Consider the following 21,394-nt stretch of genomic DNA (forward strand, 5'->3'; position numbering starts at 1 on the left):
GTGCGTCGGAGGCGGACGGGTGCGCGCCGGGGGCCGCGGACGGGTGCGCGCCGGGGGCCGCGGACGGGTTGCCGGTGAAGGTCACCGCGGAATTATGGCAGGCCGAAATGTCCGGGGAGACGCTTAAAACGACCAGGAAGAAGCGCAAGAACAGTCGTACAAGAGAGGTTGTACGAATCTTCTTGTGCGTCTATTCTCGCTCCCATGCCCGACAGCGAACCCACGATCGTCGACTCCCGCGTCCTCGCCGCCATGGCCCACCCGGTGCGCCGCCGGCTCCTCGACCTGTTGAAGGTGGACGGTCCGGCCACCGCCAGCACACTCGCCCAGAAGACCGGCGAGGCCGTCGGCAACATCAGTCACCACGTTCGCGCCCTGGCCGCGGCCGGGCTGATCGAGGAGGCGCCGGAGCTGGCGAAGGACCGCAGGGAGCGGTGGTGGCGCCGGGCCACGTCGTCGCTGCGCTGGTCCTCGGCCGACTTCGCCGAGGACGCCGCGGGGGACGCGGTGGCCCGGGCCCTCGAGTCGCTCAACCTCGAACGCCAGACCGGGCACGTCCGCCGCTGGGCCGACCAGCCGCAGTCCGAGCAGGAACGCTGGCAGCAGGGCCCGTTCTCGACCGAGGGATGGCTGCGGGTCACCGACGCCGAGCTGGCGGAGTTCGGCAGGGAAATGATCGCGCTGATCGAGAAGTGGGCCGACCGGGAGGTCCCCGACGACGGGCAGGAACGCGAGACGGTCTTCACGTTCGCGCGAGCGGTACCGGCCCGCCCATGACCACCGCCGAATCGCCCACGTCCACATCGCCTGCGCCCACCGAATCGCCTGCCGCTGGCCGCCTGGCGGCTCGCCTGGGACTCCTGCGCGACCGGGAGTTCCGGCTGTTGTGGACCGGCGAGAGCGTGAGCAGCCTGGGCAGCTCGGTCACCTCGGTGGCGCTGCCGCTGGTCGCGGTCACCGTTCTGCACGCGCCGCCGCTCGCCGTGAGCGTGCTGGCCGCGGCGGCCTGGCTGCCGTGGCTGGTCATCGGTCTGCCGGCGGGTGCCTGGGTGGACCGCGGCTCGCGGCGGCGCATCATGCTCGTCGCGGACTGGGTGTCCATGGCGGCGTTCCTCAGCGTCCCGGTGGCGGCAGCACTCGGCCGGCTCACCGTGGTCCAGTTGGCCCTGGTCGCGCTGGTCGCCGGCACCGCGAAGGTGTTCTTCGCCACCGCCTACCGCGCCTACCTGCCCGCGGTCGTCGCGCCCAACCACCTGCTGGAGGCCAACGCCAAGCTGCAGGGCAGCGAACAGGTGGCCAACCTCGCCGGCCCGGGCGTAGCTGGTCTCTTCGCGCAGGTCGCGTCGGCGCTGGGTGGTCTGGTGCTGGACGCCGCGACGTTCGCGGTGTCGGCGGTGTGCCTGACCCGGATGAGGACCACCGAGGAGATCCCGCCCCCGTGCCCGGCGCCGGCTTCGTACGGAGATCCGCGAGGGCCTGGGCCTGGTGGCCCGCGATCCGTTGCTGCGCGGCCACACGCTCTACGGATGTGCTGCCAACCTGGCATTGACGGGGTACCAGTCGCTGCTGGTGCTGTTCCTCGTCCGCGACGTCGGCCTCAGTGCCGGTGCGACCGGTGTGCTCATCGCGATCACCAGCGTGGGCGGGATTCTCGGCGCCACGGTGGCCCGGCGGCTCGCGACGCGGCTCGGCAGTGCACGCGTCGTCCTGCTGGGCAAGGTCGGGTTGGCACCACTCGGGCTGTTGATCCCGTGCGCAGACCGCGGATTCGGCCTGGTGCTGTTCGCCCTCGCCAGCGTGGCGATCGTGGCGGGGGTCGTGGCCGGCAACGTCGTCTTCGCGGGTTTCATGCAGAGCTACGTGCCGACCGAGCTGCTGGGCCGGGTCTCCACCAGCGTTCAGGTCGTCAACTTCGGCGCCATTCCGCTGGGTGCGCTGCTCGCGGGCGTTCTGGGCAACGCTTTCGGCGTACGGACCGCACTGTGGGCGATGCTCGGAGTCTTCGCGCTCAGTGGGGTGATCCTGCTGGCCACTCCGCTGCGCCGACTGCGGGACCTGCCGGCCGGACGGCTGGGAGAGTGAACGCCACGTCCGTTACCCGCCAGCGCTTCCCCGGAATGCACAGGACGCTTGGACGGTGAACGACTGCTTCCACGGGATCGTCGACCGGTTCGCCTCGTCCAGCGCGGAGTTCGCACGACGGTTGCGGCTCGTTCGGCCGGAGCAGTGGAGCGGCCCGACGCCCTGTGCGGAGTGGAACGTCCGTCACCTGGTCAATCACATGGCCGGTGGAAACCTCAACTATGTAAGGCTTCTGGAAGGCGGAACCGGTGCGGACTTCCTCCGGCGCCGTGACCAGGACGTGCTGGGCGACGACCCTATCGAGGCGTACGACCGATCGGTGCGGACCTGCGTCGCGGCGTTCTCCCGACCTGGCGTGCTGCGGCGCACTCTCGACTATCCGCTGGGAGAGGTGACCGCGCGACAGGCGCTGGCGGTACGGGTCACCGACTCCACCGTGCACACCTGGGACCTGGCCCATGCTCTTGACGTGGACGACAGTCTCGATCCCGGCCTGGTCGCCTGGATCGAGGAGAACCTCGACGCGATCTATGCCGGTCTTGCCGAAACCCCCACCGCGTCCCGGGGGAGCGGGCGGTTCTTCGCCGCTCCCGAGGGCAGACTCCCCGACGACGCGTCGCGGCAGGACCGGCTGTTGCACCGCATGGGCCGAAGCGCCACCGGGTGACATATCCGGTCGCCTCGCCTCCGGCGCGTGTGCGAGGGTCGGCGGCATGGACCAGCACACGACCGTCAACCAGGCAATGTGGAACGAGCTCGCTCCGCTGCACGCGGCGTCGGACTACTACGACGTGGAGTCGTTCCTGCGCGGGAAGAGCACGCTCGGCGCGCTCGAGCTGGCCGAGGTCGGTGACGTCACCGGCAAACGGCTGCTGCACCTGATGTGCCACTTCGGCATGGACACCCTGTCGTGGGTACGCGAGGGCGCGCAGGTCACCGGCGTCGACTTCTCCGAGGAGGCGATCGGGATCGCCCGTGACCTCGCCACCCGGACGAACACCGAGGCCGAGTTCGTGGTCTGCGACGTGCTCGCCGCGGCCGACCACCTGAACGACACCTACGACGTGGTCTTCTTGTCCAAGGGCGTGCTGATGTGGATCGGCGACCTGGACGCGTGGGCGGCGACCTGCGCGCGACTCCTCCGCCCGGGCGGCGTGCTCTACGTGCTCGACTACCACCCGCTGGCGATGGCGCTGTCGGAGTCCGGCAGTGCGGAGGGTGGCCTGACCCTGCACGGCAGCTACTTCGGCCGAGCGGACCCGACCGTCGTCGTCAAGGACGGCTCGTACGCGGTGTCCGACGCCGGCATGGCACACCAGGAGTCGCGGGAGTGGACCCACACGCTGGGGGAGGTGGTGACCGCCGTCGCCCGCGCCGGAATCACGATCGAGTTCCTGCACGAGTTCCCGGCCCGGGCAGGTGGCATGCCGATGCCGAACCTCGACCGCGACGGCGTTCGCGACGAACTTCCCGCGATGTTCTCGGTCCGGGCCGTACGCGCGGGAGGGTAGTTTACTGTTGAAAGTAAGGGCGTTTGGCCAACGGGCGCCCTACCTTTCGGCCCTGAGCCGCGCGTAGGGTGGCCTGTTGTGGAGCGCTCTCCCGGGCTCCGACGAGCTGGAATCGTTGGGCTGCAGATCCTCGTCGTTGCGGCCGCCTTCTACGGAACGGCGCAACTGGGGCTGATGGTCGGCCTGGTCGACGGACAGATCAGCCCATTCTGGCCGCCCACCGGAATCGCATTGGTCGGTTTGCTGCTCTTCGGCCCCCGGGTGTGGCCCGGAGTTCTCCTCGGTGCCCTCATCCAGGAGGGGACCCATGACCCCGCAGCCGCCGCCCTGCCCACTGCCGCTGGAACCACGCTCGCGTGCCTGACTGCGTACTGGGCACTACGCAAGGTCGGCTTCCGGACCGAACTGGACCGGCTGCGGGATGCGCTCGCGCTGGTGTTCCTCGCCGCGTTCGGCGGCATGCTCATCAGCTCGACCATCGGCACCGTGGTCCGGATAGCTGTCGGTCTCAGCGAGCCCAGCTACTTCCTGCCGACGTGGCTGACCTGGTGGACCGGCGACGCTATGGGCATCCTCATCGTCGCGCCGCTGCTGCTGACTCTCGCGCGGATCCCCTGGCGGCAGAGGATCCGCACGGGCACGCTGCTGGAGATCCTCGTGCTGTTGGCCGCCACATTCGTGGTCGTGCTGACGGGTGCGCGGATGTTCGGCATCCTCTTCCTGGCATTTCCACTGCTGGTCTGGGCTGCGTGGAGGTTCCAGCTGCCGGGGGCCGCTCCGGTGGCGCTGCTCGCCTCGGCGGACGCGATCTACGCGGCGGTGCACGCCATCGGGCCGTTCGCCGGACGTAGCTTGTTCGACACCATGGTGATCCTGCAGATGTTCGATGGGGCGGTCGCCCTGACCGGGCTGCTGCTGTCCGTCGCCATCATCGAGCGAGACCGGGCGAGACAGGAGATCGAACGCACCTGTGAGCGGCTGGGGGAGGTGCTCGACCACTTCGACCGCAGCGCAGACTCGTTGCGGGCGGCACCACAGACCTCGGAGCAGCGGGCTGTGCTGCGGGAGTCGCATCGGCCGAAAAAGGTCGAAGGACCCCCGTACAGCAGCCCGGGTGGCCCTTCCCCGCCTGTCAACGGTTGGTTGCGCTGACAGGAGAGGCCAACCACCAGTGCTCGAAGGGAGCGGGACTCGATGACGACGACAGCCGCCGAGAAGGTCGTCAACGGCGTGGACGCAGGCAGGTTATTCCAGACCATCACCGCGATCGAACAGGATCCGGCGATCGCGAAGTTCAACTTCCGGCTCAGCAACTTCTGGGTCCATGGTGCACACAACCGGGCGGTCGTCGCCGACTTCGACGGCGCCCGTACGACACACCGCAGGGACAAGACGTACTTCGTCTACGACAAGGACGAACACCCGGCACTGCTCGGTGAGGACCGGGGCGCGAACCCGGTGGAGTACCTCCTCGCCGGACTGGCCGGATGTGTCACCACCACGCTCGTCTACCACGCGGCGGCCCGGGGGATCACCCTCACCAGGGTGGACGCCGAACTCGACGGCGACATCGACCTGCGGGGACTGCTCGGCATGTCGGAGGAGGTTCGTCCCGGCTACCAGAGCATCCGGATGACGCTGCACGTCGAGGGGGACGCCAGCAGGGAGGAGCTCGCCGATCTGGTACGCCTCGCCGAACGCCGCTCGCCGGTGGCCGACGTCGTGATGCACGGCACGCCGTTGCGTCTCACCCTCGCCGACCAGGACGGGAACAAGGGCGGGCCCCCGAAGAAGAACATCCCGGCGCAGGAGACTTCTGAGCGCGGCGCCCGGTAGCCGGTAGGTGGGTGAACCGGCCGGAGGGTGAGCCGAGGCGGTTCGTTCTCAGAACGGTGGCAGGTCGTCGTCGGCCGACCGCGCTCCGGCGGTGGCCATCGCCTCGTCGACGGCTGGGTCGGTGAGGGACGGTGCGCTGCTGCGGTAGTGCCGGCCGAACGGATCGGTGAGGGTGTGTTCGCCGGGCCCGGTCTGCTTGAGTTTCCAGTCCCGTTCGGTTTTCGCCTTGTGGTGGCGTGGGCACAGGGGTGCGATGTTGTCCACGGAGGTTTCTCCACCGTCGGCGTACTCGGTGTTGTGGTCCAGGTGACACGTCGCCGCAGGACGTCTGCAGGTGGTCCACACACAGCGCTGGTCGCGGGCATGCACCAGCTCGGCCTGCAGCCCCCGCAGGAACCTCGCCGGGATCGGATGGAGGTGAAGTAGGCGCCCGGTGACCGGATGGGTGACCCCGACACTGAAGCGGGCTTCGGGATTGTCGAGGTGGTTCGCCACGATCCGGCGAGCAACCTCGGTGATGACGGGCCCGACTCCGCCGAGCTCACCGGGCCGGGTGGACAACCCCATCAGGGTGGTCAACGGTATGTTCAGCTGCACCTTGGCGCGCGTCTTGATCGGACCCCAGCTCGGCTGCGAAGAGGTCCACGGCGGCGGTGGTGGCGGTGGAATTGTCTGCCGGCCGATCAGGCCGACCCGGCGGTTCAGGTGGATCAGGTGGGTCGGGCTGTCCCGGCGGCTCGGCGTTGCGGGCTGGGGCCTGGTGGGCGGCGGTGTCGTGGACTCGGACGCCGTTCATCGCGGCCGCACCACACACACTGCAGCTGGCCACCGGTGCGGGAGAACAGTTCCCACACTCACACCAGCTGTCGTGCAGATCGTGGTCGGGGAACCGGTGCACGGCACAGCGCCCCAACTCGTCCTGGTCGGTGTCTCCCTACGCCCGCTCGCTCTCGGGCTGGGCGTCGTCTCGGGCTCGCGGCTCGTCTTCGGGCTGCTCGCGCGTCGTCCTGCTCCTGCGGAGACTCGGCTTCCGCGGGGCGCTGCTCAGAGTCGCCCTGGACCTGTTCCTCCGACTGCTGCTCGGACTCACCTTCTGCCGGCGTCTGGTCGTCGGCCTCGGTGCCGGCCCGCCCGTGTGGGGCGGTGTCCTGGACGGCCTGGTTGTCGCCCTGGTCGGTGGTGGCTGTGGGGGCGGAACAGTCAACGAGGTCGGCGGTGCCGCTGAGCAGGGAGAAGGCGATGTCCGCACGGAGTTGGCTCAGCTTGCGCGGGTCGCCGGCGGACTTCACGGCACGTGCGATCGCGTCGATGTAGCCGTACGCCTCCGCGGCCTGGTCAGCGGACAGGCCACGGATCGCGAGGTCGGCGACCCCGTCGACAGCCGGCCAGATCGCGACGTTCCGCCCCGTCCGCGCGGCGCGGTGCCGTTTACCGGCAGCCTCGGGGTCAGCTTTCACGACCTCGGCCTCGACCTTGGCCCGCAACAGCCCGCCCCGAAGTTCCAGCACCTTGGGGAAGATCGCGTCCTCGATCGCACCCCACAGGTCGGGTTTGGCGTCGGTGATCCGGTCCACGATCGCCCGCACGTCGGTGACCTCCAGCCCACCGGACGCCAGCGCTGCTCGTGTCCGGGGCAGGCGGGGCAGGGTGAGGGCCAGTGCCAGGTACCAGCTGGCGCGGTAACCGGACCACCGCAGCAGCGGTTCCAGGACGGCCTGGGTCATCGGGTCCATCTCGGCACTGCGCTGCGCCGGGTCATCGGGCATACCGGGGTCGGCGTAGGCCAGCTCGTTCACCTCCGACAGACACTCGGCCTCCGCCCAGCCGATCAACCGCCGCCACGCCCTGGCCCGCTCCTCCACCTCCAACCCGTTACACACCCCGCGATCCACCGAAGCCAGCAACACCGCAAGCCGCGGCCCACCCGCCACATCAGCAAACCCATCCGGCAGCACCCGACGGCGACCCGGACCATCACCCGGATCGTCGCCGAAGTATCCACCGCCGTCGCTCATGTGTTCGAGTCTACCCGACAAGATCAGCTCAGGCGTGCGGGAAACCCCTTACCCACAAGGAAGATCGACGTCAATCTGACGTTGCGCGAACGTCGAAGTGAGGAATTGCTCGGCCGAGCGACGTCGAGTCACGAGTCGGGTGGCTACTACAGACGTGCCCTGGGCGGGCGCGTCTGGTGGAAGGTCGCCTGAGTGGCGACCGCGGGTCACACGATCGGGCGGAGCCGCCCGGTGTCCACGTCGTACAGGAAGCCGCCCACGGCGACCGAGTCGGGAATCAGCGGATGCGCGCGCACGCGGGCCACGTCGTCGCGCAGCTGGCTCTCCTGGTCGGCGATCGCACCGAACGTCTCCCACGTGGCGTCCTGCCCGCTCGCCTCGCCGACCCGGGCACGCAGCTCGGCCTCGGTGGCCGAGGCCATCGCGCAGCGGGTGTGCGGAATCACCAGAATCCGCTCGACCTTCAGCAGATTGACGCCCAGGATGAGCGCCAGCAGCGCCTGGTGGGTGACTCGTCCGCCGGGGTTGCGCACCATCTTGGCGTCGCCGGGCCGCAGGCCCAGCAGGCCGAGGGGGTCGATGCGGGAGTCCATGCAGGTGACGAGCCCGACGCCCGCGTGGGCGAACCCGTCGAATCCCGCGAGCTGGAAGTCGTCGGCATAACGCGCGTTGGCGGCGAGCAGGTCGTCGAAAGCACCGGTCATACCCGCGACGTTAGGCCGTGTGCCTGCGGTCCGGGCAGGCAGGTCCGCTCAACGCGCTCGGATCGGGCCGCGCTCGATGATCGACCGTGCCTCATCCAGGGGCAACCGGGGTGGGACGTAGCGCGGGTCGCCCCAGGCGCCGACCGGTGAGATGTCCAGGCCGTATCGCATCGCGTCCTCCGGATTCGTCGGTTCGTCGGTTCGGAGGTGCGGACGCTACGACCGACCACCGACAGGCCGGTTCCGCAGCCGCGTGCGGTACCACCACATCGCGCTACCTGAGGCAGGCCCGCACCGCGGCGAGCGCGGTGTGTCGGTGCAGCAGCGCGGTGGTCACCGGGCCGACACCTCCGGGCACCGGTGTGAGCGCTCCCGCCACCGCGGCGACGGCCGGGTCGACGTCGCCGGCCAGTCCGCCGTCCGGGGTGGGGTTGGTGCCGACGTCCACGACGACCGCGCCGGGGCGTACGTGGTCCACGCCGATCAGCCCGGGACGCCCGACGGCCGCCACCAGCACGTCCGCCTCCCGGCACAGCGCGGGCAGGTCGGCCGAGCGGGAGTGGCAGACCGTCACGGTGGCGTGCTCGGCGAGCAACAGCAGCGCGGCGGGTTTGCCCACCACGGTCGAACGGCCGACCACCACGACGCGCCGGCCCTCCAGCGGCACCTGCTCGTGGCGCAGGATCTCCAGCACCGCCTGCGCGGTCGCGGGTGCGAACGCCTCGACCGAGCCCGCGGCGAGCAGCCCCAGCGAGGTCGGGTTGGCCCCGTCGACGTCCTTGTCCGGTGCGATCGCCGCACCGAGGCCGGCCAGGGTGACGCCGGCCGGCAGCGGGGTCTGGCAGATCACGCCGTGCACCGCGGGGTCGGCCGACCTCGCGGCGAGATGGCCGGTGAGGGTGGCGGCGTCGGCGCCGTGCAGCGTGTCGACCAGGCAGGTGATGCCGAGCCGCTTGCCCGCCCGGGCGATCGAGCGGACGTACCACGCCGTTCCCTCGTCGTCGGTCGGCACCACCACCGCCAGGGTGGGAACGATCCCAGCCGCGGCCAGCCGGGCCACGTCGGCGGTGGTGTGCTCGTCCACGGTCGCCGCCACGGCCCGCCCGTCGAGCAGTCGGGCGGTCATCGGGTGATCTCCCGGCGGATGTCGGCGACCAGCGAGCGGCCCCGCTCGGCGACGGCGAGGTGCTCCTCCAGGTCAGCTGTCAATTCGGCCTTGACATCACTGTCGGGCAACGAGGACAGGTTGATCTCGACGTTGACGGCGGCGGACTCCGCGGCACCGGCTGCCGCGGCGGCGGCTACCGCCAGGTCGGAGACCACCTGCGGGTTGGACCGCCCCCGCAGCGACTCGGCCAGCGCCACCACGTCGGCGGCGGCGGCCGCGATCGCCAGCGGTGGCAGCGCCGCGGCGTGGGTCGCGGACCGCACCGCGTCGCGGCGGGCCGTGCGTTCCTCCTCGGTCGTACGGGGAAGGCGGTAGGCCGTCATCAGTGCCGTGAACGCGGCCTCGTCCTCCCTGCCCAGCCGCAGCGCCTCGATGCGCAGGGCGTCGGCCCGCTCACGGACCTGGGTGGCGTGTTCCTCGTGCGCGGCGTGCACCGGCTTGCCGATCGTCAGGTTGGTCACCATCGACACCAGCGCCGCGCCGATCGCGACCTGCATCGCCGCGGCCGCACCACCGCCGGGGGCCGGGTCGGCGGACGCCAGCCGCTCCAGCCAGCCGGCGATCGTGCCGGTGTCCGAGCCGCCGGCGTTCGAGCCGCCGGTGTCCACGCCGTCCACGCCGTCCACGCCGTCCACGCCGTTCGTGCCGTCCATGCCGTCCATGCCGTCCATGCCGTCCTCCGTCCGGGCGCGGGGACCGCGCGCCGGACAGGGTAGTCCCCGAAGCTCAGCCCGCCGGGAGCCGGACGCGGAACGTCGTCTCGCCGGGCCGGCTGCTCACTCGTACCGTTCCGTGGTGGGCGTCAACCACGGCTTGCACGATGGCGAGTCCCAGTCCGGTGCCTCCGCTGGCCCGGGTGCGCGAGGTGTCGGCGCGGTAGAAGCGGTCGAAGACATGGTCGACCGCGACCGGGGGTACGCCGGGCCCGTCGTCGTGCACCTCGATCAGCGCGGCGCCGTCGCCGTCACCACGCACCCGCAGGTCGACGACGGTGCCGGCTGGTGTGTGGGCGTGCACGTTCGCTAGCAGGTTGGCCAGCACCTGGCGGAGCCGGCCCTCGTCGCCGTCCACCACCAGCGGGTCGGCGGGCAGGTCCAGCCTGATCGGGTGGTCCTGGTCGCGGACGCGGAAGTCGCTGGCGGCGTCCACCGCCAGCCGGCACAGGTCGACCGGGCGGTGGTCGAGCGGGCGGCCCTGGTCCAGCCGGGCGAGCAGCAGCAGGTCGTCGACCAGCAGGCTCATCCGGTTCGACTCCTCCGCGATCCGGCGCATCGCCGTGCCGAGCTCGGCGAGGTCGAGGTTCCGGGCGAGTTCGGGGCTGCCGTCGCGGTCCCGGGTCGAACGGTCGAAGAGTTCCGCGTACCCACGTACCGTCGACAGCGGCGTCCGCAGCTCGTGGGAGGCGTCGGCGATGAACTGCCGCAGTTGGCGTTCGGCCTCGTTGCGTGCCTGGAACGACGCGTCGATCGCCTCCAGCATGTGGTTCAGGCCCGAACCGAGCTGACCCACCTCCGTCTGGGGCGGCAGCACCGGCGCCCGCAGCCGCACCGCGGCCTCCGGGCCGGTGAGGTCGGTCTCGGCGATCCGCCTCGTGGTGGTGGTCATCCGGCCGAGCGGGGCCAGGCCGACCCGGATCAGCATGGAGCCGAGGGCCGCGGTGACGGCGAGCCCGGCCAGTCCGACCGCGAACTCGATCAGCACCAGCCGGCGCACGGTGTCGTTGAGCGACCGCAACGGCAGCCCGACCACCAGCCGGGCGCCGTTCTTGAAGGTCGTGGCCACCAGGCGGTACGGGCCGGGCAGTGCGCGGTCCTCGAACGTACGCGGGGAGTCGGGCACCTTCTTGGCGAGCCTGACCTGCTCGGCGTGCGGCAGGTCCCGCACGTGGTCGATCGAGCCGGGGGTCGCGGGCAGCATCGCGGACCGGATGTCGTCGGCGCTCACCACGAAACGCACCGCGTCCTCGGGCGGGATCTGCACGCGGTCGGCGTCGTCGTCCCCGTGCAGGAGCGCGTCCCTGGTCTGCCCGGCGACCTGGCGCAGCTGGCCGTCGGTGCGGTTGAGCAGGTACGTCTGCAGTGCGTGCGTCGTCGCCACCCCGCCGGCCGCCAGTACTCCCGCGACGAGCAGCAGCACCAGGGCGAGCACCCGGCGGCGCAACGGCTGGCGGGCGAGGAAACCTCGCGTCGCCGTGTAGACCGAACGCGGACGGCTCACGAAAGCGGTGGGCGGAGGACGTAGCCGACCCCGCGGACCGTGTGGATCAACGGCTCGGCGTCGACGTCGATCTTGCGGCGGAGATAGGAGATGTAGAGCTCGACCACGTTGGCGTTGCCGCCGAAGTCGTAGTTCCACACCCGATCCAGGATCTGCGCCTTGGACAGCACCGTGCGGGCGTTGCGCATCAGGAACCGCAGCAGCTCGAACTCCGTCGGGGTCAGCTCGATCAACCGGTCGCCGCGGCGGACCTCGCGGGAGTCCTCGTCGAGCATCAGGTCGGCCACCCGCAGGCCGGTGCCGCGGGGGACCGTGACGGCCGCCCGCCGCATGACCGTACGCAGCCGGGCGATGAGCTCCTCCAGGCTGAACGGCTTGGTGACATAGTCGTCGCCACCGATGGTGAGCCCGCGTACCCGGTCCTCGGTGGCGTCGCGCGCGGTGAGGAAGATGACGGGCGCATCGACTCCTTTGGCGCGAAGCGCCGAAAACAACGCGAATCCGTCGGTGTCGGGCAGCATCACGTCCAGCACGATCGCGGACGGCTCGAAGTCGCGGGCCTGGTTCAGCGCCTGGTCGGCGGTGCCGGCGACCATGGTCTGCCAGCCCTCGTAGCGCAGCGCGGAGGCGATCATCTCGGCGAGGTAGCGCTCGTCGTCGACGACCAGCACCCGCACCGGCGGGTCGGCCATGGTGACCGGCCCGGCCTGCTCCGCGTGCTGGGTGGCGTCGTTTCGTGCCGTACTGTCCGCACCTGGCACAGGATCTCCTCGTCGGGATGCCGCCGCCGGCAGGTGCCGACGGGGGTCCCCCGCGCTCTTCTACTACACACCTTCGCTGCCGGGCCTGAGAGGCGGGTGTGAGTTTGCTGTGCGTTCACTGTGAACGCGGAACCGCCCGGCGGGGTTCACAGGGGGCGGACAGGATGGTCACCGGGTTCCCACAGGTCGATCCGCCACGGTGGTGTCCATGCGAGCTCTGATGGTGCGGCACTCCCCGTGGCTGGTGTGGTGCGGGGTCGCCGCGGGCGCCGCGGCCCTGACCCTGCTGTGGTGGACCAGCACCCTTCCGCCCACCTCCTTCGGCGCGCAGCTGACCGAGGCGGGCCGGCTGACCGGGCTGTACGCCGGCTACCTGGTGGTGATCCTGCTGGTGCTGATGGCCCGGCTGCCGCTGCTGGAACGCCAGGTCGGCACCGACCGGCTGGCCCGGATCCACAGCATGGTCGGACGCTACGTCGTGTGCATGACCGTCGCGCACATGGTGCTGATCTGGCTGGGGTACGCGATGACCGCGCACGCCGGGCTCGGCAAGGAGCTGACCCAGCTGCTGACCGGATTCCCGTACGTCCTGTGGGCGGTGATCGGCGCGGGACTCTTCGTGCTGGTCGGGGTGGTCTCGGCCACCGCGGTCCGCAGCCGGGTGAGCTACGAGACGTGGTATCTCCTGCACCTGTTGACCTATGCCGGCATCGCGCTCGCGTTCTGGCACCAGATCCTCACCGGTGCGCAGTTCGTGCCGAACGCCGTGGCGCGGTGGGGATGGATCGGGGCGTACGCCGCGGCGAGCGCCCTGCTGATCTGGTTCCGCCTCCTCGTCCCGGTCCGCAACGTCTGGCGGCACCGGCTGGAGGTGGCCGCGGTCCGGACCGAGGCGCCCGGTGTGGTGTCGGTCTACCTCACCGGCGCCCGGCTGGACGACCTCGGCGCGGAGGCGGGCCAGTTCATGCGGCTGCGGTTCCTCACCCGGAACGAGTGGTGGCAGTCCCATCCGTACTCCCTGTCCGCCGCACCCAACCCGAGCTGGCTGCGGGTGACCATCAAGGCGCTCGGTGACCACACCGAGCAGTTGCAGCGCATCCGGCCGGGCACGCGGGTGCTCGCCGAGGGTCCCTACGGCGCGCTCACCGCGCGGCGGCGCAGCCGGCACGGCGTGGTGCTGATCGCCGGCGGGGTCGGGGTGACCCCGCTGCGCGCGTTGTTCGAGTCGCTGCCCGCGGAGGAGGGCCGGCTCACCCTGATCTACCGCGCCAGCAAGCACGAGGACGTGGTGTTCCGGCACGAACTGGACGAGATCGCCGCCGACCGGCGGGCGGTCGTGCATTACCTGGTCGGTCCGCCCGGGCCCGGCCAGGAGCCGGCACTGCACCCGAACTGGCTGCGCCGCCTGGTGCCCGACGTCGCCGAGCGCGACGCCTACCTGTGCGGGCCCGGCGGGATGATGACCACCGCGATCGAGTCGCTGCGGGAGTGTGGGGTCCCCGCGCGGCGCATCCACCACGAGGACTTCAGCTTCTGATGAAACGCATCGTGCTCACCGCGCTGACCACCATCACCGGGATCGTGCTGCTGCTGGGGGTGAAGTCGCAGACCGGCGCACCCGGCCTGGCCACGCTGGCCGCTCCGGGTGCGGGCTCGGGGTCGACGGCGACCAAGCGCACATCCGCACCTCGTGCGACGCCGACTCCCACGGCCACCGTCACGCCGACTCCCACCGGCACACCGACCCCCCGCAAGAAGAAGTTGACGACGAAGAAGAAGTCGTCGACCTCGAAGGCGAAGGCGACGCCGAGGAAGGTCACCCACCCGAGGGTCACGCCGAAGCCCAAGCCGAAGCCCGTCACGAGGATGAAGGTGGCGGGGCAGACCGCGGACACGCCGTACGGACCGGTGCAGGTGAAGGTCACCATGCTCGGCCACCGGATCACCGACGTCACCGCGCTGCAACTGCCGGGTGGCAATCAGCGGAGCTCCGAGATCGCCGGGTTCGCCGCACCCCAACTGCGCAAGGAGGCGCTGTCGGCGCAGAGCGCCCACATCGACAGCGTGTCCGGTGCGACGTACACCAGCCAGGGCTACATCACCTCGCTGCAGTCCGCGCTCGACAGGGCCGGCGCGTGAGCGCGACGACGTCCGGCTCGGTCCGTGGGCCGATCCGGCACGTGGAGTACGTGATGGGTACGGCGGTGACCATCGACGTCCGCGACCCGCGCGTGGGCGCCGGTGCGGTGGACGCGGTCGTCAGCTGGCTGCACACCGTCGACGCGACGTTCAGCACCTATCGTCCCGACAGCGCGATCAGCCGGCTCGACCGCGGCGAGGTCGGGCTGGCGGACTGCCCGGACACGGTCCGGTCGGTGCTGGCGCGGTGTGAGGAACTGCGGGTGGAGACGGTCGGCTACTTCGACCCGAGGTATGCCGGGCGGCTCGACCCGTCCGGGCTGGTGAAGGGCTGGTCGATCGAGCAGGCCGACCAGATCCTGCAGGCGGCCGGTTCGCGGGCGCACTGCCTGAACGCCGGCGGCGACGTCCTCGCCCGCGGCCGGCCCGCACCCGGCCGGTGGTGGCGCGTCGGTATCGCCGACCCGCGCGACCGCAGCCGGCTGGCGACCGTCGTCGAGGGCGCGGACATCGCGGTGGCCACGTCGGGCACGGCCGAACGCGGCGCGCACGTCGTCGACCCACGTACCGGCGAACCGGCCACCGGCTGGGCGAGCGTCACCGTCGTCGGCCCGGACCTGCCCACCGCCGACGCCTACGCCACCGCCGCGCTGGCGATGGGCGACCAGGCACGTGAGTGGCTCGCCGGGCGGACGGGTTTCGAGGCGTACGCGATCGCGCCGGACGGCGCCACCTGGGCCACGCCCGGCTTCCCCCGATGACTCCGGGGCGGGTGGCCAGGTAGCCGCCGGAACGCCGCGGGACTACCTTTCGTCGTACGACGTCGAGCACGGCATGGCGAGCCCGCCGGGGGTGGAGCCCGACCGTGCGAAGGGGGACGCTCGTGTCGGACGAACGTACGCGCGCCGAGGTGCGGCTGGGTGGGCACTGGCGGCAGGTGCGGGCGGCGATGCTTCTCACCGCCCTGCTGTTGCTGGTGCAGTGGCCGATGCGGCACGTGGTGCGGGCCGGCGACCCGACGTGCTCGACTGCCGCACGGTTGTCGCTGCTGGTCGACACCGGACTGATCTGCGCCTACCTCCTCGCCGCGTGGCGCGCGCACGGTTTCGTCGCGCTGGTGCAGCCGGCGGGCAGCGCGCTTCGCCGGCGCGCGTTCGCCGGTGCGGCGCTGGCGAGTGTGGCCGCCTGCCTGGACGCGGTGGAGAACGTCGTGCTGTGGCGGCGGTTCGAGGGCGTCCCGGCGGCGTACGGCACGTGTCCCTCGCTGTCGGCCGGCTGGCTGACCGGGACATGGTGGGTGCTGTGGATCGGCGCGCTCCTGCTGGCGGGCACGGCGCTGGTGGCGACGCGGTACGGCGTGGGCGGGCATGCGCGGCCGCCGCGGCGCGACGTCGGGGCGGACAGCGTCGACGGGCGCGCGGCCGGTGGGGCGAACCCCGACGGGAAGGCCGCCGCGGACCTCACCCGGCACGACCGCGGCCGGCAGATCATCTGCTGTTCCGGCGGCGGCATCCGGTCGGCGGCGTTCTCGCTGGGAGCCCTGCAGGCGTTGACCGACCAGGGTGAGTACCAACGGTCCTCGACGGTGATCGGCGTCAGTGGCGGCGGCTACATCGCCGCGGCGTTCCACTTCCTGCGACGGTCCCTGGTCGACGAGGGACGCACGTCGGCGTCGGAGCCCACGCCGTACGCCATGGGCAGCCCCGAGCTCGCCCGGCTGCGCCGGCACACCCACTACCTGTTGCCCTCGCTGGCGGTCGGTGCCCGCGCCATCATGTCGCTGCTGTACGGCGTCGTTGTCAACCTGGTGTTGATAGGCATCCTGATCCGGGCGATCGCCTGGGTGCTCGGCTGGGCGATCGCCACGACCTCCGTCGTCCGCGGCCTCGGCGGGCCGAACGCGTGGACGGACTTCGCCGGCCTGCCGAGGTGGTACTGGGTGGGTGCCCTCGGCCCGCTGACGATCGTGCTGGCGTTGTTCCTGGCGGAGGTGCTGGTCGACCGGTTCCGGGTCCCGCCGACCTGGCTGCGCAGAGAGGGGCGGGCACTGGCCCGGCTGCTGCTGGTGCCCGGGATCGTCAGCCCACTGCTGCTGTTGGGTGTTCCGCTGGTCCTGGTGTGGGCGAACAACCTCGGTTCCGGCGCGGCCGGCGTCCAGTCCGGCATCCTCGACGGGCTCACCGACAGCGTGGCCGGCACCGCGAGCGGCGTCGCCGGTCCGCGGGCGACGACCGCGAACGCCGCGGTCGACTCGCAGTTCGGCTTCGTCACGCTGGCCGCTCTCGGTGCGGCGTTCATCGCGTTGGCACGGTCGGCCTGGAAGGGGATCCAGACCATCTCCGCGGGTGTCGGTCCCACCCTGCGCAGGCGGATCCTCGCCTGGCTCCGGACGAGACTGGTGCCCTGGCTCGGCTCCGCGCTGCTGGTCGTCGGCGTGCTGGTGGTGCTGCTGCGGTGGACCGCGGGATACGCCGCCAGCGAGGAGTGGCGCTCGCGGTGGTGGGTGGCCGGCCTGTGCGCGGCCCTGCTGGTCGCGACCCGGATCTTCACCGACGCCACCCGCACGTCCCTGCATCCGTACTACCGCGAGCGGCTGTCGGTGGCGTACCTCGTCGGCCGGGGACACTCCGAGCGGGAGGCCGAACGCGCCTACCCGACGCCGTTGCCGTACTCGCGGTACGCCGTGTCGCCCGACGGCGGCCCGCAACTGGTGATCGTCGGTTCCGCCAATGCCGCCGACACCGACTTCATCCCGCCGGACCGGGGCTGCGTGCCGTTCGTCTTCGACCCGGAGCTGACCGGGGTGGCCGGCGACGTCACGCTGCCCGCGGAGGGCCTGGAACCAACCGCGGAGTACGAGGTCCGCGCGGACTACCACCGCCGGGACGTGACCCTGCCCGGCGCGGTGGCGATCAGCGGGGCCGCGTTCGCGCCGCTGACCGGGCGCAACAACGCCGGCACCCGGCCGATGCGGCTGCTGTTCGCGGTGGTCAACGCCCGGCTCGGCGTGTGGCTGCCCAACCCCTACTGGGGTACGACGTCACCGGCGGCGGCGCTCGCCCGCCGCTGCGGCGAGCTGGCCGAACGCCGGCGAGGCGACGGCCGTACCGGACCACTCACCCGCCTGGTCTCGGCCACCGCGTACGCCGCGTCGATCGCGGACAAGCCGGGTGCCCACCAGCTGTTCCGGGAGGCGTTCGGCCGGGCGTCGATGTACGACCGGAGGCTCTACGTCACCGACGGCGGCCACTACGACAACCTCGGCCTGGTGGAGGCGCTGCGCCGCCGCCCCGCGAGGGTCATCGTGATCGACGCGTCGAACGACCTCGAGGACTCCTTCGCGGCGGTGGGTTCGGCGATCGCCTCGGCCCGGATGGATCTCGGCGTCGACGTCAACCTCGACCTGCGCACCCTCCAGCGCCACGGCGGCCAGCGGATCGGCCGTGGCTGGGCACGCGGCCACGCGACCTATCCCGAGGGCGGCACCGCCGACATCCTGCTCGTCAAGGCGGTGTTGGCAGGCGACCTGTGCTGGGACCTGGAGACGTACGCCCTGGAGCACCCCGACTTCCCGCGGCACACCACCGGCGACCAGTTGTACGGCGAGTTCGACTTCGAGGCCTACCGCGCGCTCGGGCAGACCCTGACCCGCGACCTGTTGCACCAGGTGGAGCGGGAGCGCACTCCCGGCGCACCCTTCGGGAACACATCGACCGGCAACGCGCCGGCCGGGAACGCGCCGACCGGGAACAGCCCCGCGGCCGGCGTACCCACTCCGAAGGGGCCCACCGACGACGTGTCGCCGCTCAGGTCGGGGTGATCCGCGTCGGCACCGCCTCGAACACCCGGATGTCGGCCGGGCCCTCGGCGGTGTCGGCGAGCACCGCGTCCAGCGCCGCCAGGTGCGGGCCGGCCAGATGCTCGCGCAGGGCGTCCAGATCCGTCCACTCCTCCACACAGGTGAACAGACAGTCGTCCTCGAGGTCGGCGACGAAGGCGTAGTGCAGGCAGCCGTCCTCGTGGGTGCGGACCGCGTGCTGCATGGCGATCAGCGCCGCCACGGTGTCCACCCGGCGGTCGGGCCGGGCGCGGAGTATCGCGTGTACCACGATCATGCGCCCAACCCTACGGGTCCGTTCAGCGCGGTGACCGCGCCTCGGCGAACGCGTCGAACACCGCTCGCCTGGTGGTCCCGTCCCAGCCGAGCATGCCCATCGTGGACAGGCCGTTGTAGTCCTGGTTGTAGGCGGCGCGTTCCTTGTAGTCCTTGAGCACCCAGAACGCGTAGCCGGCCATCCACGGCCGCGACGGCGCGGTCACCTGGTCCCAGTGGGAGACGAAGTTGGCGGCCTGCCACTCCTCGGTGCCGCCCTCCGCCGGCGAACCGTGCTTGCCGAGGTAGGACCAGGTGCCGTTCTCGGTGACCAGGATCGGCTTGTCCGGATGGTTGCGGTGCACGGCGTCCAGGGTGGTCCCGAGGTCTGAGTTCTTGCCGTAGAAGTAGCCGAAGTACTCGTTGAAGCCCACCACGTCGGCGAGGTCGAACGCCGGGTCCCAGGAGGAGTACGACGCCCAGGTGACCGGACGCCTTGACAGGTCGACGGCCTTCACCGCCGCCTTCATGTCGGCCAGCCAGGCGCGGTAGACCGGCGCGCCGTCGCCGTCGATGGTGGACTCGTTCTGCAGGCCCCACAGGATCACCGACGGGTGGTTGTGGTTGTTCCACGCGGTGGCCAGGGCGAGCGCGCGGGACAGGCCGTAGCTCTCGGTCTGCAGCTTCTGCTGGTCGGTGCCCACCCACATGGTGTCCCACTCGTCCATCAGCATCAGGCCGTGCCGGTCGGCCCAGTCGTAGACGTACGGGTGCCGGTTGTAGACGCAGTTGCGCAGGAAGTTCGCGTCCGCCGCCTTGACCTGGCCGAGCTCGTGGTCGTACTCCGCACGGGTCATCGACCGGCCGGAGCGGTCGGTTTCCTCGTGCCAGTTGGTCCCCTTGAGGAACAGCGGGCTGCCGTCAAGGGTGAGTTGCGTGCCGTCGACCCTGATCTCGCGTACGCCGTAGGTGGCGGCCAGGGTGTCCACCGGCCGGCCGTCGGCGGTGGCGGTCACCGATGCCCGGGCGGTGAGGACGCGCGGGTGCGCGACGCTCCAGTGCGGTGCGCCTGCGACGGCGATCCGCGCCGAGGGCACCGCCACCCCACCCGCCGGCACGTCGACGCGCACCCGGGTGGGCCGCCCGGTCGAGCCGCGCCCGGGGTCGATGCGTACGTACCCGTTGAAGTCGGTGTCGCCGGAGTTCTGCACCACCACCCGGGCGTCGAGAGTGCTCTTCTTCGCGTCCAGCAGCACCTTGGCCACGTTCACCTCGGGCACCGACTCCAGCCACACCGACCGGGTGAGCCCGGCGTAGGGCCAGTAGTCGACGACACCAGGCGGCAGGGCCTTGTCGTCGCTGACCTTCTCGCCGGTCCCGTCGTAGCTGGTGTAGCTCGCGCGGCGGTAGACGCGCACCGCGATGGTGGCCGGCTGCCCCGGCCGCAGCGCGTCGCCGACCGGCAGCGCGAACGCGGTGTGGCCGCCCTCGTGCTTGCCGGCGAAGGTGCCGTTCACCCAGACGTCCGCGCTGTAGGAGGCGGCGAGGAACGCCAGCCGGACGTGCGTTCCGCGCCACGACGCGGGCACCGCGACCTTCGTGCGGTACCACGCGTACCCGTCCTTCAGCGCCCCTCCCTTGCCGAAGTCGGCGCCGTCGTAGCCGGCCCACCCGTCGTTGTCCTTGAGGTCCCACGAGGACGGCACCGCGATCGAGTCCCACGCGGAGTCGTCGGCGCCCGGCTGCTGCCAGCCCGCTGTCAAGCCTTGGTTGTCAGGGTCGTAGCGGAACCGCCAGGTCCGGTCCAGGGAGAGGTAGCGCCGGGTGGGTTCGTGACGGGCGTAGCCGTCGAAGGACGGCATCACCTCGCCGTAGGAGAAGACCACGTTGGTGCCGTCGACGCCGCGGACCTCGGTACCCGAAGGTTCCCGGTCCCCGTGTGGGTCGCGGACCACGCTCGCCGGCCCGGCGGCGGTGGTCGTGGTCGTGCCGCTCGGCGCGGCCAGTGCCGACCCTCCGAACGCCGAGCCGCCGAACGCCGCGACCGCCAGCGCGATCCCCGCGGTGACCGCGGTGAACCGTGTCCTTCGACCGACCCCCGGACCTCGCATGGGCCGTCCCCTTCCGTGGGACCCGCGGGTGTGCCGCGCGGATGATCTTGGTTGACGTCCGCGGTCACGCTAGGTGTGGTTCCGGTCGCTGGTCCAGCATCCGACCGGACCCGGCCGACCGACCGTGGCCGGGTGTGCGGCCACCCCCTCGCCTAGGGTCTGGTCGCATGCGGGTTCCGTTGGTGCTGACCGGGCCGCCGGCCGTGGGCAAGACCAGTGCCGGCCGGCGGCTGGCGGAGTCGTGCCCGCGGGGTGCGTACGTCGACGTCGACGACGTACGCCAGCTCGTCGTCGCCGGCGGCGCCGCCCCGTGGGACGGCGACGAGGGGGTGCGCCAGCAGGAGCTCGGCGTACGCAACGCCTGCCTGCTGGCCCGGCGGTTCACCGCCGAGGGGTTCGCGACGGTGGCGACGGACGTGCTGACGCCGCGCACGCTGGCGATCTACCGGGCCGAGCTGCCCGGCTGCCTGGTCGTCCGGTTGCGCGTGGACGTCGCGGAGGCACGGCGCCGGGCCGCGACCCGGCCGGTGTATCTCACGGCGGAGGAGTTCGCCGCGCTGCACGCCGAGGACGCCGGGGCCGAGCTCGCCGTGGACGCCGAACTCGACGTGACCGGCCTGTCCCAGGACGAACTCGTGGCCGAACTCGACCGGCGGTGGGCGTCGCCGCGGCCGCCGCGCTGAGGGTGGAGCGTCGGTCCCGGCCGGGCCGTACGCCGAGAACACGGCTCGTTCCAGGATCTCCCTGAGCTAAGGTG

20 protein-coding genes and 1 pseudogene are annotated in these 21,394 nt (G+C 71.5%); 11 read left to right on the forward strand and 10 right to left on the reverse strand.

Annotated elements, in window-relative coordinates:
• The first annotated feature begins 204 nt into the window (after positions 1–204).
• From FHR37_RS00005 to FHR37_RS00030, 6 genes and pseudogenes are all read left to right on the forward strand, one after another.
• A complete protein-coding gene (locus FHR37_RS00005) occupies positions 205–777 on the forward strand; it encodes an ArsR/SmtB family transcription factor (RefSeq protein ID WP_092880037.1) in 573 nt (190 codons plus the stop codon).
• A 140-nt stretch (positions 778–917) separates the two neighbouring features.
• Positions 918–2,082: pseudogene (locus tag FHR37_RS32815) on the forward strand (MFS transporter); the annotation flags it as partial.
• 55 nt (positions 2,083–2,137) lie between these two features.
• Entirely contained in the window at positions 2,138–2,749 is a 612-nt protein-coding gene (locus tag FHR37_RS00015; RefSeq protein WP_092880040.1) for a TIGR03086 family metal-binding protein, read from the forward strand.
• A gap of 46 nt (positions 2,750–2,795) precedes the next feature.
• A complete protein-coding gene (locus FHR37_RS00020) occupies positions 2,796–3,593 on the forward strand; it encodes a class I SAM-dependent methyltransferase (RefSeq protein WP_237768522.1) in 798 nt (265 codons plus the stop codon).
• Positions 3,594–3,671: 78 nt separating this feature from the next.
• Positions 3,672–4,745: an MASE1 domain-containing protein gene (locus FHR37_RS00025; RefSeq protein WP_092880043.1), complete on the forward strand. Its 1,074-nt coding sequence runs from the start codon at positions 3,672–3,674 to the stop codon at positions 4,743–4,745.
• Between the two features lie 42 nt (positions 4,746–4,787).
• A complete protein-coding gene (locus FHR37_RS00030; RefSeq protein WP_092880046.1) occupies positions 4,788–5,429 on the forward strand; it encodes an OsmC family protein in 642 nt (213 codons plus the stop codon).
• A 48-nt stretch (positions 5,430–5,477) separates the two neighbouring features.
• Here FHR37_RS00030 and FHR37_RS00035 read toward each other — a convergent pair whose 3' ends face one another.
• From FHR37_RS00035 to FHR37_RS00065, 8 genes are all read right to left on the reverse strand, one after another.
• Complete coding sequence (locus tag FHR37_RS00035; protein ID WP_237768523.1) at positions 5,478–6,026, reverse strand: HNH endonuclease signature motif containing protein; 549 nt, start codon at positions 6,024–6,026, stop codon at positions 5,478–5,480.
• 257 nt (positions 6,027–6,283) lie between these two features.
• Positions 6,284–7,444, reverse strand: coding sequence for a 13E12 repeat family protein (locus FHR37_RS00040; protein WP_179770965.1), 1,161 nt, complete (start codon positions 7,442–7,444; stop codon positions 6,284–6,286).
• 206 nt (positions 7,445–7,650) lie between these two features.
• Positions 7,651–8,148 carry a beta-class carbonic anhydrase gene (locus tag FHR37_RS00045; RefSeq protein WP_092880052.1) on the reverse strand — a complete coding sequence of 166 codons (498 nt, stop codon included), beginning with the start codon at positions 8,146–8,148 and terminating at the stop codon, positions 7,651–7,653.
• A gap of 48 nt (positions 8,149–8,196) precedes the next feature.
• Positions 8,197–8,319 carry a hypothetical protein gene (locus FHR37_RS32235; RefSeq protein WP_269090961.1) on the reverse strand — a complete coding sequence of 41 codons (123 nt, stop codon included), beginning with the start codon at positions 8,317–8,319 and terminating at the stop codon, positions 8,197–8,199.
• A gap of 103 nt (positions 8,320–8,422) precedes the next feature.
• A complete protein-coding gene (locus FHR37_RS00050) occupies positions 8,423–9,274 on the reverse strand; it encodes a bifunctional 5,10-methylenetetrahydrofolate dehydrogenase/5,10-methenyltetrahydrofolate cyclohydrolase (RefSeq protein ID WP_092880055.1) in 852 nt (283 codons plus the stop codon).
• Positions 9,271–9,987 carry a cyclodeaminase/cyclohydrolase family protein gene (locus FHR37_RS00055; RefSeq protein ID WP_237768525.1) on the reverse strand — a complete coding sequence of 239 codons (717 nt, stop codon included), beginning with the start codon at positions 9,985–9,987 and terminating at the stop codon, positions 9,271–9,273. The genes FHR37_RS00050 and FHR37_RS00055 overlap by 4 nt, the downstream gene beginning before the upstream one ends.
• Before the next feature lie 55 nt (positions 9,988–10,042).
• Positions 10,043–11,233 (reverse strand): sensor histidine kinase, encoded by a 1,191-nt coding sequence (locus FHR37_RS32820; protein WP_456237025.1) that lies wholly within the window; start codon positions 11,231–11,233, stop codon positions 10,043–10,045.
• Between the two features lie 296 nt (positions 11,234–11,529).
• Positions 11,530–12,225 (reverse strand): response regulator transcription factor, encoded by a 696-nt coding sequence (locus tag FHR37_RS00065; protein ID WP_092880776.1) that lies wholly within the window; start codon positions 12,223–12,225, stop codon positions 11,530–11,532.
• 277 nt (positions 12,226–12,502) lie between these two features.
• Between FHR37_RS00065 and FHR37_RS00070 the strand changes: the two genes are divergently transcribed.
• The 4 genes from FHR37_RS00070 to FHR37_RS00085 all read left to right on the forward strand — a co-directional run bounded on the left by FHR37_RS00070 (position 12,503) and on the right by FHR37_RS00085 (position 18,253).
• The gene (locus FHR37_RS00070; RefSeq protein WP_092880778.1) at positions 12,503–13,831 is read left to right on the forward strand and encodes a ferredoxin reductase family protein; all 1,329 of its coding nucleotides are present in this window, start codon (positions 12,503–12,505) and stop codon (positions 13,829–13,831) included.
• Positions 13,831–14,433: an FMN-binding protein gene (locus FHR37_RS31105; RefSeq protein WP_092880061.1), complete on the forward strand. Its 603-nt coding sequence runs from the start codon at positions 13,831–13,833 to the stop codon at positions 14,431–14,433. Before FHR37_RS00070 ends, FHR37_RS31105 begins: the two co-directional genes overlap by 1 nt.
• On the forward strand, positions 14,430–15,194 hold the full coding sequence (locus tag FHR37_RS00080; protein ID WP_092880064.1) for an FAD:protein FMN transferase: 765 nt from the start codon (positions 14,430–14,432) through the stop codon (positions 15,192–15,194). Before FHR37_RS31105 ends, FHR37_RS00080 begins: the two co-directional genes overlap by 4 nt.
• Before the next feature lie 122 nt (positions 15,195–15,316).
• Positions 15,317–18,253 carry a patatin-like phospholipase domain-containing protein gene (locus FHR37_RS00085; protein WP_092880067.1) on the forward strand — a complete coding sequence of 979 codons (2,937 nt, stop codon included), beginning with the start codon at positions 15,317–15,319 and terminating at the stop codon, positions 18,251–18,253.
• On the opposite strand, the gene FHR37_RS00090 is transcribed toward FHR37_RS00085, so the two are convergent.
• Both FHR37_RS00090 and FHR37_RS00095 read right to left on the reverse strand, forming a co-directional pair.
• Positions 18,240–18,548: a putative quinol monooxygenase gene (locus FHR37_RS00090; RefSeq protein ID WP_092880070.1), complete on the reverse strand. Its 309-nt coding sequence runs from the start codon at positions 18,546–18,548 to the stop codon at positions 18,240–18,242. The two genes, FHR37_RS00085 and FHR37_RS00090, sit on opposite strands and share 14 nt — an antisense overlap.
• 22 nt (positions 18,549–18,570) lie before the next feature.
• On the reverse strand, positions 18,571–20,637 hold the full coding sequence (locus tag FHR37_RS00095) for a glycoside hydrolase family 2 protein (protein ID WP_092880073.1): 2,067 nt from the start codon (positions 20,635–20,637) through the stop codon (positions 18,571–18,573).
• Positions 20,638–20,804: 167 nt separating this feature from the next.
• Here FHR37_RS00095 and FHR37_RS00100 point away from each other — a divergent pair, with 167 nt between their 5' ends.
• Positions 20,805–21,320, forward strand: coding sequence for a nucleoside/nucleotide kinase family protein (locus FHR37_RS00100; protein WP_092880076.1), 516 nt, complete (start codon positions 20,805–20,807; stop codon positions 21,318–21,320).
• Positions 21,321–21,394 lie beyond the last annotated feature (74 nt).

Origin of the sequence: Actinopolymorpha cephalotaxi (assembly GCF_013408535.1) — a bacterium.
Lineage (GTDB): Bacteria > Actinomycetota > Actinomycetes > Propionibacteriales > Actinopolymorphaceae > Actinopolymorpha > Actinopolymorpha cephalotaxi.

Bases quoted from the DNA above. Each gene is read 5' to 3' on its own strand.
- FHR37_RS00005 (WP_092880037.1), top strand. From the start codon at position 205: ATGCCCGACAGCGAACCCACGATCGTCGACTCCCGCGTCCTCGCCGCC.
- FHR37_RS00020 (WP_237768522.1), top strand. From the start codon at position 2,796: ATGGACCAGCACACGACCGTCAACCAGGCAATGTGGAACGAGCTCGCT.
- FHR37_RS00030 (WP_092880046.1), top strand. From the start codon at position 4,788: ATGACGACGACAGCCGCCGAGAAGGTCGTCAACGGCGTGGACGCAGGC.
- FHR37_RS00040 (WP_179770965.1), bottom strand. From the start codon at position 7,444: ATGAGCGACGGCGGTGGATACTTCGGCGACGATCCGGGTGATGGTCCG.
- FHR37_RS00045 (WP_092880052.1), bottom strand. From the start codon at position 8,148: ATGACCGGTGCTTTCGACGACCTGCTCGCCGCCAACGCGCGTTATGCC.
- FHR37_RS32235 (WP_269090961.1), bottom strand. From the start codon at position 8,319: ATGCGATACGGCCTGGACATCTCACCGGTCGGCGCCTGGGGCGACCCG.
- FHR37_RS00050 (WP_092880055.1), bottom strand. From the start codon at position 9,274: ATGACCGCCCGACTGCTCGACGGGCGGGCCGTGGCGGCGACCGTGGAC.
- FHR37_RS00055 (WP_237768525.1), bottom strand. From the start codon at position 9,987: ATGGACGGCATGGACGGCATGGACGGCACGAACGGCGTGGACGGCGTG.
- FHR37_RS32820 (WP_456237025.1), bottom strand. From the start codon at position 11,233: ATGCTGCCCGCGACCCCCGGCTCGATCGACCACGTGCGGGACCTGCCG.
- FHR37_RS00065 (WP_092880776.1), bottom strand. From the start codon at position 12,225: ATGGCCGACCCGCCGGTGCGGGTGCTGGTCGTCGACGACGAGCGCTAC.
- FHR37_RS00070 (WP_092880778.1), top strand. From the start codon at position 12,503: ATGCGAGCTCTGATGGTGCGGCACTCCCCGTGGCTGGTGTGGTGCGGG.
- FHR37_RS31105 (WP_092880061.1), top strand. From the start codon at position 13,831: ATGAAACGCATCGTGCTCACCGCGCTGACCACCATCACCGGGATCGTG.
- FHR37_RS00090 (WP_092880070.1), bottom strand. From the start codon at position 18,548: ATGATCGTGGTACACGCGATACTCCGCGCCCGGCCCGACCGCCGGGTG.
- FHR37_RS00095 (WP_092880073.1), bottom strand. From the start codon at position 20,637: ATGCGAGGTCCGGGGGTCGGTCGAAGGACACGGTTCACCGCGGTCACC.
- FHR37_RS00100 (WP_092880076.1), top strand. From the start codon at position 20,805: ATGCGGGTTCCGTTGGTGCTGACCGGGCCGCCGGCCGTGGGCAAGACC.